At 42.4% G+C, this 18,571-nt stretch carries 14 protein-coding genes; 5 read left to right on the forward strand and 9 right to left on the reverse strand.

The genetic code is table 11. The features are described 5' to 3' along the window. Positions 1–5 precede the first annotated feature (5 nt). On the reverse strand, positions 6–980 hold the full coding sequence (locus DWW10_RS07510) for a polyprenyl synthetase family protein (protein WP_118421253.1): 975 nt from the start codon (positions 978–980) through the stop codon (positions 6–8). Positions 981–1,061: 81 nt separating this feature from the next. Then, positions 1,062–1,748, reverse strand: a complete 687-nt coding sequence (locus DWW10_RS07515) for an energy transducer TonB (RefSeq protein WP_007659882.1) — start codon at positions 1,746–1,748, stop codon at positions 1,062–1,064. Between the two features lie 206 nt (positions 1,749–1,954). Between DWW10_RS07515 and porQ the strand changes: the two genes are divergently transcribed. The 4 genes from porQ to pfkA all read left to right on the forward strand — a co-directional run bounded on the left by porQ (position 1,955) and on the right by pfkA (position 5,789). Further along, positions 1,955–2,920, forward strand: a complete 966-nt coding sequence (porQ, locus tag DWW10_RS07520) for a type IX secretion system protein PorQ (protein ID WP_118421252.1) — start codon at positions 1,955–1,957, stop codon at positions 2,918–2,920. Positions 2,921–2,943: 23 nt separating this feature from the next. Next, positions 2,944–3,633: a (d)CMP kinase gene (gene cmk / locus DWW10_RS07525; RefSeq protein WP_022393823.1), complete on the forward strand. Its 690-nt coding sequence runs from the start codon at positions 2,944–2,946 to the stop codon at positions 3,631–3,633. 128 nt (positions 3,634–3,761) lie between these two features. Then, positions 3,762–4,634, forward strand: a complete 873-nt coding sequence (locus tag DWW10_RS07530) for a 4-hydroxy-3-methylbut-2-enyl diphosphate reductase (RefSeq protein ID WP_022393824.1) — start codon at positions 3,762–3,764, stop codon at positions 4,632–4,634. Between the two features lie 174 nt (positions 4,635–4,808). After that, complete coding sequence (pfkA, locus tag DWW10_RS07535; protein WP_007210387.1) at positions 4,809–5,789, forward strand: 6-phosphofructokinase; 981 nt, start codon at positions 4,809–4,811, stop codon at positions 5,787–5,789. 56 nt (positions 5,790–5,845) lie between these two features. Here pfkA and DWW10_RS07540 read toward each other — a convergent pair whose 3' ends face one another. From DWW10_RS07540 to DWW10_RS07565, 6 genes are all read right to left on the reverse strand, one after another. Continuing rightward, complete coding sequence (locus DWW10_RS07540) at positions 5,846–6,691, reverse strand: SDR family oxidoreductase (RefSeq protein ID WP_118421251.1); 846 nt, start codon at positions 6,689–6,691, stop codon at positions 5,846–5,848. After that, complete coding sequence (locus DWW10_RS07545; protein WP_118421250.1) at positions 6,691–7,911, reverse strand: NADH:flavin oxidoreductase; 1,221 nt, start codon at positions 7,909–7,911, stop codon at positions 6,691–6,693. The genes DWW10_RS07540 and DWW10_RS07545 overlap by 1 nt, the downstream gene beginning before the upstream one ends. Before the next feature lie 37 nt (positions 7,912–7,948). Beyond that, on the reverse strand, positions 7,949–8,710 hold the full coding sequence (locus tag DWW10_RS07550; protein WP_118421249.1) for a DUF1295 domain-containing protein: 762 nt from the start codon (positions 8,708–8,710) through the stop codon (positions 7,949–7,951). Between the two features lie 515 nt (positions 8,711–9,225). Then, complete coding sequence (locus DWW10_RS07555) at positions 9,226–10,569, reverse strand: citrate/2-methylcitrate synthase (protein WP_118421248.1); 1,344 nt, start codon at positions 10,567–10,569, stop codon at positions 9,226–9,228. Between the two features lie 25 nt (positions 10,570–10,594). Next, entirely contained in the window at positions 10,595–11,743 is a 1,149-nt protein-coding gene (icd, locus tag DWW10_RS07560) for an NADP-dependent isocitrate dehydrogenase (protein WP_118421286.1), read from the reverse strand. A 4-nt stretch (positions 11,744–11,747) separates the two neighbouring features. Beyond that, positions 11,748–13,991 carry an aconitate hydratase gene (locus DWW10_RS07565; RefSeq protein WP_118421247.1) on the reverse strand — a complete coding sequence of 748 codons (2,244 nt, stop codon included), beginning with the start codon at positions 13,989–13,991 and terminating at the stop codon, positions 11,748–11,750. A 242-nt stretch (positions 13,992–14,233) separates the two neighbouring features. On the opposite strand from DWW10_RS07565, the gene DWW10_RS07570 reads away from it, so the two are divergent. Then, positions 14,234–16,120 carry an AAA domain-containing protein gene (locus tag DWW10_RS07570; RefSeq protein WP_118421246.1) on the forward strand — a complete coding sequence of 629 codons (1,887 nt, stop codon included), beginning with the start codon at positions 14,234–14,236 and terminating at the stop codon, positions 16,118–16,120. A 76-nt stretch (positions 16,121–16,196) separates the two neighbouring features. Here DWW10_RS07570 and DWW10_RS07575 read toward each other — a convergent pair whose 3' ends face one another. Continuing rightward, the gene (locus DWW10_RS07575; RefSeq protein ID WP_118421245.1) at positions 16,197–18,224 is read right to left on the reverse strand and encodes an LruC domain-containing protein; all 2,028 of its coding nucleotides are present in this window, start codon (positions 18,222–18,224) and stop codon (positions 16,197–16,199) included. Positions 18,225–18,571 lie beyond the last annotated feature (347 nt).

The raw sequence follows: 18,571 nt of genomic DNA on the forward strand, positions 1-18,571 counted from the left end.
CACTATTAAACCTCTCTATGCATCAAATTCTCTATTATCCTTTTAAGTTCTTCTTTCTTTTCTTCTGCAACACTGACAGCTGCCAGACTTTCCATCGCACGATTACTATACTCCAACATTTGATTCTCGCAGATGGCTTTTACGCCAATCTGATTATAGAGTTCCGTCACAGCAGCAATTTTTTCAGCAGGCTGAAAGTTTTCTGCAAGAATCCAGTGATTCAATTGGCTACGTTGGCTCGCATCAGCATGTTCAAGCGCCTTAATCAACATATAAGTTTTTTTATTGCAAAGGATATCTCCACCAATATTTTTTCCAAAGACTTTGGCATTACCATAAACATCCAAAAGATCATCTTTCAGTTGGAAAGCAACTCCTATTTGCATTCCAAAATCATACAAACGGTCTGCATCTTCTGCTGAAGCACCTCCCAAACGGGCACCGATTCGCAAACTTGCAGCTAATAAAACTGCTGTTTTCAGACGAATCATTTCCAGATATTCTTCCGCCGCGACATCATTTCTCTGCTCGAACTCCATATCCATTTGCTGACCTTCACATATTTCAAGGGCTGTTAGACTAAAAAGATCCATGACTTCCTTCAAAAAGGATGGAGAACATTCTGCCATAAATTGATAAGCTAAAATCAACATTGCATCGCCCGAAAGAATCGCGGTATTATCATTCCAGACTTTGTGGACCGTTTCTTTGCCTCTACGACGATCGGCACGATCCATCAAATCATCGTGAAGAAGGGTATAATTATGATAAACTTCGATACCTGTAGCAGGAGCATAGATGCGAGTTACATCTTCCTGATACAAATTATAAGCCATCAACATTAATACCGGACGAATTCGCTTTCCACCCATAGACAGAACATATTCCACCGGAGCATACAATCCCTTTGGAGTACGCGTAAACTGTAAATCAGTAATATGAGAATTAAATTTTTCGAGAAGCTCAGAAGCTGTAAACATAGTGATTATAAATTAAGGAGAATAGGAAGAATAAAAAGAGGCTGCTTTATCGGCAGCCTCTTTATTTATATAGATAACGTATTACTGCAATCTGAACATTACAGGCACTGTATATTTAACGCGTACAGGTTTACCGCGCTGCATACCGGGTTTCCACTTCGGCATAGTACCAATTACACGGAGTGCTTCTTTATCCAAATACGGGTCAACACCTCTTATGACTTTAGCGTCTACAATACTACCGTCCTTATTAACAACGAACTGTACTGTTACACGACCTTGAGTACCGTTTTCCTGTGCAATAGTAGGATATTTGATGTTCTTGCTCAAGAATTGCATCAAACCAGCCATACCACCATTCGGGAATTCAGGCATTTGTTCTACAACCTCAAAAATGGTTTGTTCTTCCGGTTCTTCTTCAACAACAGTTACAGGTACATACTTTACCTCTACTGCCTGACCTGTTTCTTCAGAAGAAGCAATAACTGTTTCTTCCACATCAGCATCATCAGCTACGATTTCCAACGTTTCGTTAATCGGAGCTACTTCTGGAGGAGGAGGAGCTACTTTTTCTTCCTGCTCAGTGATAGGAACCATTTCTTCTTCAAAATAGAGATCAGTAAGGGCCTGGCTCGTATCGATCTTGATATCGCGCTTTGTCCATTCAAATGCTATAAACATAAAAGCCAGCACAATAACATAACCAATAAGCATCCAAGTCGATTTTTTGTTCTCCAAATCTGCTTTAGGTGTTTTCTTAATTTCCATAATTATAATATTATTTTAACGTGTTTCTCATTTTGGGCAAATATAGTACTTTTTCTGCAAAACGTTCATCCGTACTATCTTTTTTAAGACAATATGCACCCATTTTTGTTTTTTTTATCCTTCAAAAAGCACACCTGCGCTTTTGTGCCACAAATGTAACGAGATATTTTAAAAATACCGTATCTTTGGCAATAATTTTAAATGAAATGTTGAAAAAGTCTTTTATTACGGTGCTACTACTACTGATTTTCTCCGTTTTACGTGCGCAAGACGGGACCAGCGCCTTTCAATTTTTAAAGCTTCCTTTTTCTGCCCACGCATCGGCATTGGGTGGAGAAAACATTTCTATTATAGAAGACGATTTAACTATGGCTGTCCAAAATCCCGCCCTTCTTTCGTGTGTAGCGGATAAAACTCTCAACCTGAATTATATGCTTTATATGGATGGTGTCAATGTTGGAGGAGCCGCATTTGCACGTACAGCAGGCGAGCGTTCCACCTGGGCGGTAACCGCTCAATATGTAGATTACGGAGAGTTAAAAGAAACCACCGAAGAAAATATAGAAATCGGCACTTTCTCTGCCAAAGATATTTCCATATCGGGCATTTATACCTATGATTTAAGTGATTATTGGAGTGGTGGTGTCCGCACAAACTTTATTTATTCTCATTATGATAAATACTCTTCATTCGCAATCGGCGTTGATTTGGGATTGAATTACTATCATCAGGAGTCAGACTTTTCCGCTTCACTTGTTGCACGCAATTTGGGAGGACAACTGAAAGCTTTCGAAGAACGGCATGAAAAGCTACCCGTCGACGTACAACTTGGTTTTAGCAAACGATTGGCACATGCTCCTTTCAGGCTCTCATTTACTCTACATGACCTGACACACTGGAGTACATCAGCCACAGCAGCAAACAATTTTGGAAAGAAATTGTTAAATCATATCGCCCTTGGCATTGATTTCCTCCCAACCAGCAATTTTTACCTGGCAGCCGGATATAACTTCCGCCGTGGAGAAGAAATGAAAATAAACGGCTCCAGCCATTGGGCGGGTTTTACTTGTGGCACAGGTATTCAGTTGAAACGGCTGAAATTGGGGATAGCATACGCTAAATATCATGTGAGTTCATCCTCACTTATACTTAATTTGTCATATACCTTATAATATATAAAATAGTATAACTCAAAATGAAAAAGATAACTATCGCAATCGACGGTTTTTCCTCCTGTGGAAAAAGTACCATGGCAAAAGATCTTGCCCGTGAAATAGGTTACATATACATAGACAGTGGCGCCATGTATCGTGCAGTCACTTTATACAGTATAGAAAATGGCATCTTTAAAGGAAATGAGATTGATACGGAAAGACTTCAGAAAGAAATCGGTAATATTCATATTTCATTTCAACTAAATCCGTCGACCGGACGTCCGGACACCTATCTGAACGGAGTAAATGTAGAAAATAAAATCCGTAGTATGGAAGTTTCTTCTCGCGTCAGCCCTATCGCAACTTTAGGCTTTGTACGCGAAGCAATGGTGGCACAACAACAGGTAATGGGTAATTCCAAAGGTATTGTCATGGATGGACGTGATATTGGAACTACGGTTTTTCCCGATGCAGAACTAAAAATATTTGTAACTGCCACCCCCGAGATCCGCGCACAACGTCGTTATGACGAATTGAAAGCCAAAGGACAAGAAGCCAGTTTTGATGAAATACTTGAGAACGTAAAGCAACGGGATTATATTGATCAGAATCGTGAAGTAAGCCCACTTCGCAAAGCAGACGACGCATTGCTGTTAGATAACACAACCATGACTATTTCTCAACAAAAAGAATGGTTACAAAAGCAATTCGATAAGACCATTAAGGGATAAAGGAAAAAGGGTGTAGCCTTATGCCTCAAAGGGTGTAGCCATCCAAAGCAAAGGGCGTAGTCATCCGAAGGAAAGGGTGTAGCCTTTCCGATGACCTATTTACAATCTCTATATCAACATATTATATTATGGTAAAAGTAGAAATAGATGAGGGATCCGGCTTCTGCTTCGGTGTAGTCACTGCAATAAATAAAGCTGAAGAAGAACTAACCAATGGCGGTACTTTGTATTGTCTGGGAGATATCGTGCACAATAGCCGTGAAGTGGAGCGCTTGAAAGAGATGGGTCTCATCACTATCAATCATGATGACTTTAATCATTTGCACGATGCCAAAGTTTTGTTGCGTGCCCACGGAGAACCACCCGAAACTTATGAAATCGCACGTCGCAACAATATTGAAATCATTGATGCCACTTGTCCGGTAGTGCTCCGCTTGCAAAAGAAAATAAAACAAGAGTATACTCAGAAAGATACCGAGGACAAGCAAATCGTTATTTATGGAAAAACCGGTCATGCGGAAGTCCTTGGTTTAGTGGGACAAACTACCGGAGAAGCAATCGTCATAGAGAAACTGGAAGAAGCTAAAAAACTGGATCTCACCAAGAGCATCCGTTTATATTCGCAGACAACAAAGTCATTGGACGAATTCCAGAAAATCGTAGAATACATCAAGGAGCATATCTCGCCTGATGTCACATTCGAATATTATGATACCATCTGCCGGCAAGTAGCCAATCGTATTCCGAACATACGGAAATTTGCCGCTTCGCACGATCTGGTATTCTTTGTAAGTGGCAAGAAAAGTTCCAATGGGAAAATGTTGTTCAGCGAATGCAAAAAAGTCAACCCTAATTCCCACTTGATAGACAGTGCTGAAGAGATAGACAGTTCTCTGCTGACTGGAGCTTCCTCTATCGGAGTATGCGGAGCAACCTCCACTCCCAAATGGCTAATGGAAGAAATTTCAAAGGCCATTCAATCACGACTTACAGGACAATAAGTCACCGTTTTGAAACAACAAATTAACGTTAAATATGAATCACGCCCTCAGCTTTTTGCTATCTTTGCCGAGCGAAAATAGGCTGTGTTTCGGCAAAATCAAAAAACATTTTGCTTTTGCTCTCAACTTGCACTATTTTTGCGGTGATTATTTAAACCAAACTAAAAGATTGTTATGGGAACAGTTAAGTGCATAGGTATTTTGACATCCGGTGGTGATGCACCGGGAATGAACGCTGCTATTCGTGCGGTAACACGTGCTGCTATTTACAACGGATTACAAGTAAAAGGTATATATAGAGGTTACAGAGGTCTGGTAACCGGTGAAATCAAAGAATTCAAAAGCCAGAACGTAAGTAATATTATACAATTAGGTGGTACTATCCTGAAAACTGCTCGTTGCCAGGAGTTCACTACTCCTGAAGGACGTCAGATTGCATATGATAATATGAAAAAGGAAGGTATTGATGCCTTGGTTATCATTGGTGGTGACGGTTCATTGACGGGTGCACGTATTTTCGCACAAGAGTTTGATGTACCTTGTATCGGATTACCCGGTACTATCGACAATGACCTGTACGGAACAGATACGACTATCGGTTACGATACAGCTTTGAATACCATTCTGGATGCAGTGGATAAAATCCGCGATACGGCAACTTCTCACGAACGTTTGTTCTTTGTGGAAGTAATGGGACGTGATGCCGGTTTCCTGGCTTTGAATGGTGCTATTGCCTCAGGTGCAGAGGCCGCTATCATTCCGGAGTTCAGTACGGAAGTCGATCAACTGGAAGAATTCATCAAAAACGGTTTCCGCAAATCCAAAAACAGTAGTATTGTAATTGTTGCGGAAAGTGAACTGACAGGTGGAGCCATGCACTTTGCAGAGCGTGTAAAGAATGAATATCCTCAATACGATGTACGTGTTACCATCCTTGGCCACTTGCAGCGCGGTGGAAGCCCTACAGCTCACGATCGTATCCTTGCCAGCCGACTCGGTGCAGCAGCTATCGATGCCATCATGGATGGACAACGTAATGTAATGGTTGGTATCGAGCATGATGAAGTAGTATACGTTCCTTTCACAAAAGCTATCAAGAATGATAAGCCAATCAAGAAAGACTTGGTAAATGTATTGAGAGAACTCTCTATTTAAATAGGATATAGTGAAATATAAAAAGGCGCGGATGAATTTCATCCGCGCCTTTTTCATTATAGCCATTTTGCTACAATTTCTTCTGTCTTATCCCATAGTTCCTTCATCTGTACATGGTGAAAGAATTTCTCTGAGAGCTGTTTAGGATGGCAACTTACATTCAATGTTCCGGTACGTTTTCCCGCATCCTCATCCAGCAACAGACTGATGGCTGTTGCTGCTCCTTGGCGAGGCGTACGTATGAAAGGCCGGAAAAAGATATCCGTCAACGGATCAAACCACATATGCATCGTAATGATTTTGGTGGAAACAATACCCGGATCAGCAGCATTGACAACAATTCCTTTTCCTTCCACCTTCTCCGATAGAGCTATTGTAAACAAAGTTAATGCCAATTTCGTATTACTATAAATCGGAATACGCCAGAAAGCACCTTTCTTTCCACGCAAAAAGAAGTCAGGAAAATCCAGTCTACCGATGGCATAAGTACAAGACACCATATTTACAATCCGGCTTCCCTCTTCCATCAATGGTAACAATTTACGAGTCAATAGATAGGGAGCTACATAATTGACACTCACTGTACGTTCCAATCCATCTTCGGTAATATGACGTTTCGTTTCCATAGTACCGGCATTGTTCATTAACAAGGTGATAGCTTCTCCACGCTGAAGAAGTTCATTGGCAAAAGAAGCCGTAGAAGATAAAGAAGCAAGATTGACCGGTACTATTTCCAATGCTATATTTCCTGTTTCCCGCATTATTAACTGACGTTTCTCTTCTGCGATTTCTGGATCACGACACGCCATAATGACTTTATATCCGGCGGCAGCAACAGCGCGTGTAATCTCCATTCCCATACCGCCATCTGCTCCAGTTATAACTGCAAGTTTCTGTTTCATTATCCTTTTGCTTCTATTTTTGTAATTTCCCGCTTCAAGCCGGCCGGAAGTTCTTCATTCAAATGCTGATGACATGCCATTTCAATGGAATACATCCGTGCAATACAATAATTACTATGTTTACAATTACAACGTGCTTTCTCTTCTTCACGCATGCGGTTCACAAAACCCGGTTCATTAAGCAGGGCACGCGCCATCTGCACAGCTTCAAAACCATCATTCAGTACCTCATCTATTTTTTCACGCGAAACTAAACCACCTACATATACCAATGGCATCTTAATTCCTGCTCGGAACTTCATCGCATCTTCCAAGAAATAAGCCTCCTTGAAAGGAACGGTCGGTATCATCCACTTTCCTACCATTCGCACTCCATACTTCAGCCACCAGCAATTCATATAATGAGTCATAGTACGGATAGGCATCCGACCACACATCACATACATAGGAGCCTTACTAACAAAGCCCCCACTTAATACTAATGCATGAGCTCCTGATTGCTCCAGGCGTTTTGCCACCTGCATAGTCTCATCCATTTCCATCCCGCCACGGAAACCATCACGCATATTCATTTTTACCAATACAGCCATGTCCGTTCCGGCAGCTTTCATCACCTCCTCCATTACCATATCCATAAAACGCATCCGATTTTCCAAAGAGCCACCAAAGCAATCCTTACGGCGATTCGTATAAGGAGAAAGGAACTGAGAAATCAAATATCCATGTCCGGCATGTATTTCAACAGCATCAAAGCCAGCCTCACGGGCCAGATTCACAGCACGGCCGTATGCACGTGCCATCTCCGGCAATTCCTCTTTTTTCAAGCCACGAACAAAAGTAGGTGAGTAAAGATTGAAACCGGTGGAAGCTCCGACAGGAGTAACACCACAGATACTTTTATGCGACATATTGCCACAATGTCCCAACTGGATAGCTACTGCTGCACCTTCGGCATGTACAGCATCAGTCAGTTCTTTTAATCCGGGGATAATTTCAGGCCGCATCCACAATTGGCGGTCGAACGACAAACCACTTTGAGTGACAGCTGCATAGGCCACAGTAGTCATTCCAACACCCCCAGCCGCAACTGAACGGTGATAGTCAAGCAACATTTGCGAAGGGGCATTACCCGGACACATACTTTCAAATGCCGCCGAACGGATAGTACGATTCCGTAAAGTCAGCGGACCAAAAGTTACAGGAGTAAATAACTTGCTCATGAGTATTATTTATGATTTGTGATTTATAAGTGAGAGATTAATAGAGGAACGGAAAAACACGTTTCCGGTTTCCCACCGCATCTCCAAACTCTTCTTTATAGCGATGCCAGATGGCATTGGCACGAGGAACCAGGTTAGCCACTGTCCACCACAGGAAAACCAGTCCGGAGAGCGACCAGGTCAATATAGCCCATCCTGCCCATTCTATAATTTCACCAAAGTAATTGGCAGAGGTGACATAACGATACATCCCCTGCGATGGAAGGTAATGCCGCGTATCTCCCGGTTTACGAAGATGGCGGATTACATAATCCGAATACCAGTTGATTCCCATTCCGGTAAAGAATAGCAATGCTCCAATAATAAACTGAGGAGTCATCAGCCACTCCGGTGTATAAAGAGTTTCAGGAGCCAGATAAAAAAGCCATTCTCCTTGCATAAAGCCATTCAGGAGGTTGAACAGCATTCCCATCATCATAATGGCAAGCGGCATACGGCTCTTTCCCTTCAGCAGGAAAGGAAACACAAAGGCGCGCTGGAAATAATGCAATTGGAATAAGAGAAAGAAAATCAGGGGAGCAATTGAATTATATAGTGCTGAATTCCACCAAAGTAACAACATTACAATAAACACAGGTGCTTCCATCAGCATCCACGCCAATTTATTATTAATGGAAATGCCCCAAGATGCAGTGCGGAACATTCCATATCCCGCTTTGACAAAATAAAGTGCGATAAAAACAAACAGTGCGATGATGCTCATTGCACCGAGAAATAGCTGAAAAGTCCCTTGTTCCATACTTGTTTCGATTTAAGTACGGGCAAAGATATATAAAAAGGAGGAAAAAGAAAACTTCCTCCCCTTAATTAGTTTACAAAGACGTTAGCGAATTATTTCAAAAACAATGAATTTTAAAATCAAAGTGACAAGTTAGTGGTTTACGTCAGAAATGAGTACAAAGTTACTTACAAAAGAAAATAGAACGAGACATAGTTGTATACTTAGGGTATCTCAGTATCATACTTAGGGTACCTCAGTATCATACTTAGGGTACCTCAGTCGTATACTGAGATAGGGTTATTATACGCCCCTAATAGTCAACTAGTTACAAAACCACTTTTAGCATCAATAAATCAGAACAAACAGTTTAGAAAAAATGGTCTCATTACTATACGGTTTTGAGGGAAAGTTGACGAGTTAACAAGTTGACAAGGGGACAAGGTTCCATGCGGCACAGAAGCATTGCGCAGCCCCTTGTTCCCTTGTCAACTCGTCAACTGGTTTCCTTCCTTTCTTTTCCGTTTTACTCCTATTTATCGCTTCTTAATAGGTACATAAACCGTATCTTCGAGTACATTTTTGTATGCCGGACGAATGATACGCTTACCTTCAAAGTTCAATTCTTCATTACGGTGTGCACACCAGCCAACGATACGAGCCATGGCAAACAACGGCGTAAAGATTTCCTGTGGTAACCCAATCATTTCATAAACAAAGCCTGAATAGAAATCAACGTTGCTCGATACCGTCTTTCCATTGTTCTTCACGCGACCGAAGGTTTCGATAGCACGTTCCTCCAAGAGCTCAAGGAAAGCAAATTCGCGCTCTTTACCTTTTTCCCGGGCAAGATCACGAGCCAGTTCTTTCAGTAAGATAGCACGTGGATCGGAAATCGTATAAACAGCATGTCCGATACCATAAATCAATCCGGTCTTGTTATAAACTTCCTTATTCAGCATACGGGTAAAGTAAGTGTCGATCTCATCCACACTTGTCCAGTCCTGAATATTCTCCTGTAAATGATGGAACATATCAGCCACCTGAATATTTGCACCGCCATGAAGCGGGCCTTTCAACGAACCGATACCTGCGGCAATGGATGAGTATGTATCCGTTCCGGTAGAAGAAGTAACACGAACCGTGAAAGTGGAGTTATTACCACCACCATGCTCAGCCTGAAGCACCAACAAAAGGTCGAGCGTACGAGCATCCAGTTGTGTATAATTACGTTTCAGTATATAGAGGAAATTCTCGGCAATAGAAAGATTTTCCTGCGGATGGCGAATATGCAATGAACGACCGAAAGTGGCATGGCGCAACATATTATATGCATAAGCAATAATGGTCGGGAACTTGGAAATCAATTCTATGCTCTGGCGCATCAGGTTGTCGCGGGAAGTATCATCGGCAGCAGGGTCAAAACGATACATCTCAAGTACACTACGTGCCAGGATATTCATAATATTATTTCCTTCCAGTTCGATAATATTCATCTTGGTTTTCTGCTCCAACGGCATATTATCATTAATCAGTTCACGGAAAGAAGCCAACTCCTCCTTATCGGGCAAATTACCGGACAGTAACAGATAAGCCACTTCTTCAAATCCGAAACGCTTCTCTTTAACAAAAGCATGAACAATATCCTCTACATCATAACCACGGTAGAACAACTTGCCCGGGATAGGTTTCAAGCCACCGCCCGGAACACGTTCATAACCCACTACATTACCAATTCTGGTGAGCCCGACCAACACACCCGTACCGTCTTCATTGCGCAAACCGCGCTTCACATCAAATTTGGAGAATAATTCGGTATCAATCCGAACCGCTTCCTTCATATCCTCGGAAAGCTTATAAACTAAATATTCCTTCTTCATTTTCGTATCGTTTTAATCGTTAGTATTATTTTTCAATTCTTTCCACTATCTCCCGGGTAAAGGCAGAAGTGGACAAAGAGACACCGCCGGGCATGAAGCGCGCCAGATCAGCGGTAGCACGGGCATCAAGGAAACTTTGTTCCAGGGCATGTTCTATCAAGGAAGCAGATTCTTTCCAACCAAAGTATTCGAGCATCATTACGGCAGACAGAATGATGGAACAGGGATTCACAATATCTTTGCCTGCAATATTCGGTGCTGTACCATGGGTGGCTTCAAAGATAGCATGTCCGGTCTGGTAGTTGATATTTGCTCCGGGAGCAATACCGATACCGCCCACCATGGCAGCCAACTGATCGGAAACATAATCTCCATTCAGATTAAGGGTAGCAATCACAGAGTATTCTTCAGGAATCAATAATGTATTTTGCAGGAAAGCATCCGCAATGCAATCTTTTATCACCAGCTTTCCGTCAGCCAATGCTTCTCCAAACTCACGTTCAGCCAACTCATAGCCCCACTTTTTGAAACCGCCTTCGGTAAACTTCATAATATTTCCCTTGTGTACCAATGTCACGGAAGGCAGATTATTCTCAAGTGCATACCGGCAGGCAGCCCGCACCAATCGTTCCGTTCCTTCTTTTGAAACAGGTTTCACACCGAAAGAAGATGTCTTGGGGAACCGTACTTTCTTCACCCCCATTTCATCGTGCAGAAACTTATAGAACTTCTCTGCCTCCGGTGTACCGGCTTCCCACTCGATACCTGCATAAATATCTTCCGTATTTTCACGGAATACACACATGTTCACCTTCTCCGGATGACGAACCGGAGAGTGAATGCCCTGAAACCAGCGAACCGGCCGCAGGCATACATACAAGTCCAGTGTCTGGCGTAATGCCACGTTTAGTGAACGGATACCACCACCGACAGGTGTCGTCAGCGGACCTTTGATACCCACTTTATAATCGCGGAAAGCTTCCATCGTTTCGTCAGGTAACCACAGGCCGCACTTTTCAAAAGCCCGTTCGCCTGCCCACACTTCCATCCATTCAATCTGCCGCCCGCCGCTATATGCCTTCTGCACGGCAGCATTTACAATAGCTTGCATAGAAGGAGTAATTTCAACTCCTACCCCATCACCGGTAATAAAAGGTACTGTAATTTTATCCATCTTTCTATCTTGCATTAAGAGCAGAACCGGCACGGAACCAGCCTATCTGCTGTTCATTATACGTATGTTGAGCTTCGAAGCTATCCTTCGTACCATCTTCGTGGTGAAGGACAATCTTAAGATTACGGCCGGGAGCAAAGTCCATCAATCCGATTACCGAGATTAAATCATGTTCCTGAATCTTATCATAATCGGCTTTATCCACAAAAGTCAATGCCAGCATACCTTGTTTCTTTAGATTCGTTTCGTGGATACGGGCAAAACTCTTTGCCAGGATCACACGGACATTCAGGAAACGGGGCTCCATAGCGGCATGTTCACGACTGGAACCTTCACCATAGTTTTCTTCGGCTACTACAATGGAAGAAATCCCTTCGGACTTATACATCTTTGCCGTACCGGAAACCGGACCGTACGTATTAGTCGAACGATTCCAGACCCTGTTAGTTTCTCCATTGAAAGCATTCACAGCACCCATCAGCATATTGTCTGAGATATTCTCCAGATGTCCACGGAAACGAAGCCACGGACCTGCCATCGAGATATGATCGGTAGTACATTTACCCTGTGCCTTAATCAGCAATGGCATATTAAGCAAATCAGTTCCTTCCCAGGCAGGGAATGGTTGTAGCAATTGGAGTCGTTGCGAATGAGGGTTCACATTGATTTCCGTCTTCTCACAGCCGGGAGCCATATACCCTTCACTACCTTCGGCAAATCCTTTCGGCGGCAATTCTTCACCCACAGGTTCGGATAGTTTTACTTTTTCACCTTCACGATTCACCAATACATCTGTCAGCGGGTTGAAACAAAGGTCTCCGGCAATCGTCAGTGCCATCGTCAATTCGGGGGAAGCGACAAAGGCATACGTATTCGGATTACCGTCTGCACGTTTGGCAAAATTACGGTTGAAAGAGGTTACGATAGAATTCTTGCGAGTAGGGTTATCTGTCTCACGTTTCCACTGACCAATACAGGGACCACAGGCGTTTGCCATAATTGTAGCACCGACTTTCTCAAAAGTACCTATCATTCCATCCCGCTCTGCCGTAGCACGTATCCGTTCGGAACCGGGATTCACAATCAGGGGAGCGGCTACTTTCAGGTGCTTCTCTTCAACCTGGTGGGCCAGGGAAACGGCACGACTTAAATCCTGATAGGATGAATTGGTGCATGAACCTATCAATCCGACTTCCATCTTGCGCGGATAACCGTTAACCAATACTTTTTCTGCAAACTCAGAAATAGGCGTAGCGGCATCTGGAGTAAAAGGACCATTAATATAAGGTTCCAGCCTGGAAAGGTCAATCTCAATTACCCGATCGTAATATTTCTCCGGGGCAATCATGATGTCGGCATCTGCACGAAGGTCACCTGCTACAGAATCAGCCATTTCTGCCACTTCCTCTCTTCCGGTAGCCATCAGATAAGTAGCCATACGATCATCATAAGGGAAAAGTGATGTGGTGGCACCGACTTCGGCACCCATATTACAAATAGTTGCCTTACCGGTAGCGGACAAAGAAGCTGTGCCCGGTCCAAAATATTCAATGATTGCATTTGTACCGCCTTTAACCGTCAGGATACCTGCCAACTTCAGAATCACATCTTTTGGAGCTGCCCAACCGTTCAGTTCACCTTTCAGATGTACACCAATCAAACGAGGCATTTTCAATTCCCATTCCATGCCGGTCATCACATCCACCGCATCGGCACCACCGACACCGATGGCAACCATACCCAAACCACCTGCATTGGGTGTATGAGAGTCAGTTCCTACCATCATTCCACCGGGAAAGGCATAATTTTCCAATACTACCTGATGAATAATACCCGCACCCGGCTGCCAGAAACCGATACCATATCGGGAAGAAACATCACGCAAGAAGTCGTATACTTCTTCGTTTGTCTTGGTAGCAGTGGCAATATCTTCCCGGGCTCCTCTATAGGCCTGTATCAGATGGTCGCAATGTACTGTCGAAGGTACGGCAACTTGTTCGCGACCTGCATTCATAAATTGTAGCAATGCCATTTGTGCGGTTGCATCCTGCATTGCTACACGGTCAGGACGGAAGTTTACATAATCCTCTCCCCTTTTGTAGTCTTTGATCCCCTTCTCATCAAACAGATGAGTATACAAAATCTTTTCTGCTAATGTCAGCGGACGTTGCAGTACTGCCCGCACATGTTCCATTTTCCCCTTATAAGAAGCATAAAAGGCCTTTAACATAGTTACGTCATACACCATAATCACATTTATTTTTTAGTTTTCCAATATTGTAAAGATTACAAATTAATATAATAAACAAACTAAAATCGTTAAAGGTTTAACAAATTAAAGCTTTTCTTCGTGCAAAAGCGAAGAATGATTACCTTTGCGAAAAAACTATGCGATTAGTGATTAGAGGTTAGTGATTAGTGATTAGCACCATGCGGAATATAGCGCAGCCCACTAATCACTTATCACCAATCACTAAACACTTATTATATATGAGCAATAACCTCCTTTCTCCAACCGACCATCTTCAGCGACAAGAACTCCTCCTGCGCATGGAATATGAATTCGAAAAAGAAGAATTCAAAAGGCAGACCGAAACCATGGGTATCGCCCGCAAGGTGAAACGGGGACTCTGTTGGTATCCTGCCACTCCCGGACGAAGTTACTACAATTCACTGAATCAATTAGTAATAGAAATTACACATGCGGAAGATACTGATATAGAACATAATTTCGAATTCGGGCGTCCCGTCTGTTTTTTCCGTAAAGGATACGACGAAAAGATTACATATTTCAACTCCATCGGTACCATTAGCTATGCCAACGAAACACGCATGGTTGTTGTGATGCCTGGTGCAGGTGCTATACTGGAAGTGCAATCTGCCGAAAACCTCGGAGTGCAGCTTTATTTTGATGAAACGTCCTACCGCACTATGTTCGAAGCCCTCTCCGACGTAATTCGCGCCAAGGGCAATCGATTGGCAGAATTGAGAGATATTATGCTGGGAACTTTAAAACCCGGATTTCGTGAACTCTACCCTGTTCGTTTCCCCTGGCTGAATTCTACACAGGAAAATGCAGTGAATAAAGTGTTGTACTCCCGCGATGTTTCTATTGTACACGGGCCTCCGGGAACAGGGAAAACAACTACTCTCGTAGAAGCTATCTATGAAACATTACACCGCGAACCGCAAGTACTGGTTTGCGCCCAAAGTAATACAGCTGTCGACTGGATCAGTGAAAAACTCGTAGATCGTGGTGTGAATGTTCTGCGCATTGGTAATCCTACCCGAGTAAACGACAAAATGCTTTCTTTCACTTATGAGCGCCGTTTCGAAGGGCATCCGGCCTATTCTGAACTATGGAGTATCCGCAAAGCCATGCGTGAAATGGGCGGCAAGCATCGAGGCAGCTATGAGGAGCGTGAAAGCGCCCGCAACCGTATGAGCCGCCTGCGTGATCGTGCCACACAGCTGGAAATACAAATCAATGCCGATCTTTTCGACAATGCCCATGTTATAGCCTCCACTCTTGTCAGCAGCAATCACCGCGTACTGAACGGGCGCCGCTTCGGTACACTCTTTATTGATGAAGCCGCCCAAGCCTTAGAGGCCGCTTGCTGGATAGCCATCCGCAAGGCCGACCGTGTAGTACTGGCAGGTGATCATTGCCAGCTTCCACCTACTATAAAATGTTACGAAGCTGCCCGTGGAGGATTGGAATGTACATTAATGGAAAGAGTCGTTGCCAATAAACCCAGCACCGTTTCTCTATTGAAAGTACAATACCGTATGCATGAGGAAATCATGAAATTTCCTTCCCAATGGTTTTACAATGGAGAACTACAAGCAGCTCCTGAGATACGATACCGCGGCATTCTCGACTGGGATACTCCTATCAGTTGGATAGATACTTCAGAAATGGATTTCAAGGAAGAATTCATAGGAGAAACGTTCGGGCGTATCAATAAAGCAGAAGCTGATTTACTTCTTCAGGAATTAAAAGCTTATATTAGCCGGATCGGTGGAAAGCGTGTCTTAGAAGAACGGATCGATTTCGGTATCATCTCTCCTTACAAAGCCCAGGTACAGTACCTCCGCAATAAGATTAAAGCAAGCAGTTCACTTAAACCTTACCGAAGTCTACTCACAGTCAACACAGTAGATGGGTTTCAGGGACAGGAACGTGATGTCATTTTCATCAGCCTTGTGCGTGCCAATGAAGAGGGACAGATCGGTTTCCTGAATGATTTACGAAGAATGAACGTCGCCATCACCCGTGCCCGCATGAAATTGGTGATATTGGGAGAAGCTGCAACTTTAGCACATCATGCTTTTTATCGTAAATTTCTAGAATATACAGGTACTATAAAACCATAAAAAGAGCGCGGGCTTATGAATTTCATATAGCCCGCGCAAAATAAGAGAGAAGAACTACTTGTTAATCTACATTGGCTTATTTCGCTCCTTTACCTGTTTTATACCAATCTTGATTCGTTGTACCCTTAGATTTAGCCCAGTTAGCAAATGCCGGGTATTGTCCTTCCAGATCAATTCTATAAGTTTCATCAGCCGGAACAAAACCTGTAATAGGTATATTGATAGCAAATGGATACTGACCACCATCTTTAGAACCTACATAATATGCATTATCTTTCGTCATCAACGATGCGTCAGCAGCAGAAGTCATATCAGCCAGTGGCAAATGTACCTCTACTCTGTTTTCTGTGGTATATTGTTTAGTGATGATATACGGATTAAAGTCACTGGCTACATCGGTCTGCGACAGATTCAATCCTGTCAAATCACGTTCAATCTGATAAACCGTACCCTCAGCAATCTCTTTTGCACTGGTTTCAATAACAAATGAATTCGTTGCAATCTCAGCTTTCACCCCTGCAGGTAAAGTCATTTTCCCCAGTTTTTTATACTGGCAAGCAAAGAAGTTATTATTGGTAGCACTACCTTTTTTCTGAACAGCTTTAAAGGTTTCTACAGACTTAGTGGCTTTGTTGTTTGCATCAAAAGTAATGTTACGATTATATTCGATCATTACGTCATTCAAGTCATAATCACCACCACCGGGCCAGATATCTTCGAAAGCAAGAGTACCGCTTAATGGGAGGACACCCGGTTCCGGGGTAGGATCAGTAGGAGGTACTGGTTCCAAATCACTACCGCCTAAGTCTTTAGAAGTGGTAACAGCAAACAGCAAATCCTTATAATCATCCGGAGCTTGACTTGATTTTACATAGTCTTCAATACCAATGATACGCATTTTAGATTTTTCGTCATATACAGATATAAAACGACGATCAGTTCCAGTATCGTCAGACATGCAAGCATTGCGATATCCACTATAATAGGAAGAGCTACTATACCCAAAGTCATCCAACTGATTTACATACCCACTAGCATAGGGGGCACTAAAGCTACTACCTCCAAAGCCATTACTAATTAAAAACCAGCCAATAGTATATCCTTCAGGGAATAACTCTGACTGATTACCATCTTTATCAAAATACAACAACTTTGCCGTTTGTCCTGCTTTCAGAGTCATTGTACTTTGCTCATCTCCACCACTCGAATTTGGGAAAACAAGATATTTTTTCATCTTGTAGAAGCTCTCGGGAGTTATAGTTTGACCTGTGGGATAATAATAATAACCGAATGAATTCAAATATGCAGCAGCCTCGCCCATGAATGATACACTTACAGTCGAACCACCTGCAGGAATCTTTAGATTTATCTGATCAGGATTTCTTAACAACTTAGCATTTCCACAAGCACCACTAACTTTATTGGCTTCATCATTATTGTAAGCCACCAAAAAATTATCAACTCTTGCACTGACCACACCAATAGCTTCATTAGCTGCTCCTACCTTATCTGGTCGTGTCAAATAACCACCCAAAGTAGGGATGCCATTTCCATTCCATGTAGTTAATGAATATACATTATCATACCTATCAGTACCCGATAACCCATGCGTCAACTTGAATGGAACCTTATCATCATTTATGACCCCATTAGTAGCACGTGTTCCTGGCGCACTCTTCGTAACATCATACGTATACCCGCTTGCCGAAGCTTCCAATTTCACACAAGTCGGCAAACCGAACAAGCCTGTATAGAGATATGCCTCTTTTACAGCTGTAGGAATATTCATTTTGCCTTCATACTTTCCATTAATGTCGGTATACGCCACAAAAATAGGTGAGATTCCCTCCTTCTTTGTCCTGCGATCCTCCATAGGATTCTGATCATACACCTCAATAACGGCTCGATAGCCTGGTGCATCATAGTTTACATTTAACTGTACATCCCCCGTCAAAGCGAAATCAAAGTAATCTTCTTTTGGTGGTAGTTTGCCATCATCGTCGTTACCTGGATTATAAACGTCCTTGTCGCATCCTGTTACAATCCCCATCAACATCAGTGCATAGAGACCTGTAACCAAACTGTTTCTTTTAATCCGTTTCATATTATTGTAAGTTATAAAATTGATATCGTTACAAACATACAACTTATTTTGTCATAATGATCAAATATACAAGTTTATTTTTCAGGATAAATCATCCAATTAACAACTCTTATAGAATCATAAATAATCAATATAGTACTTTCGTAATCTATTTTTAATCGGCATATAACTTGTATATATAGATTCATTTATTGATTATACAATATTTATTTAACATTTATAAACTACTGCAAATATATTGTACTGTCATCGATATTTTACAAACATGCAAATATTGATAAATCAAAAAATAGTTCCTCGATCAGTTGATTGAATTATGTAATCTAATATTATTTTTAAGACTAAAT

Origin of the sequence: Bacteroides intestinalis, from assembly GCF_003464595.1 — a bacterium.
Classification (GTDB): Bacteria; Bacteroidota; Bacteroidia; order Bacteroidales; family Bacteroidaceae; genus Bacteroides; species Bacteroides intestinalis_A.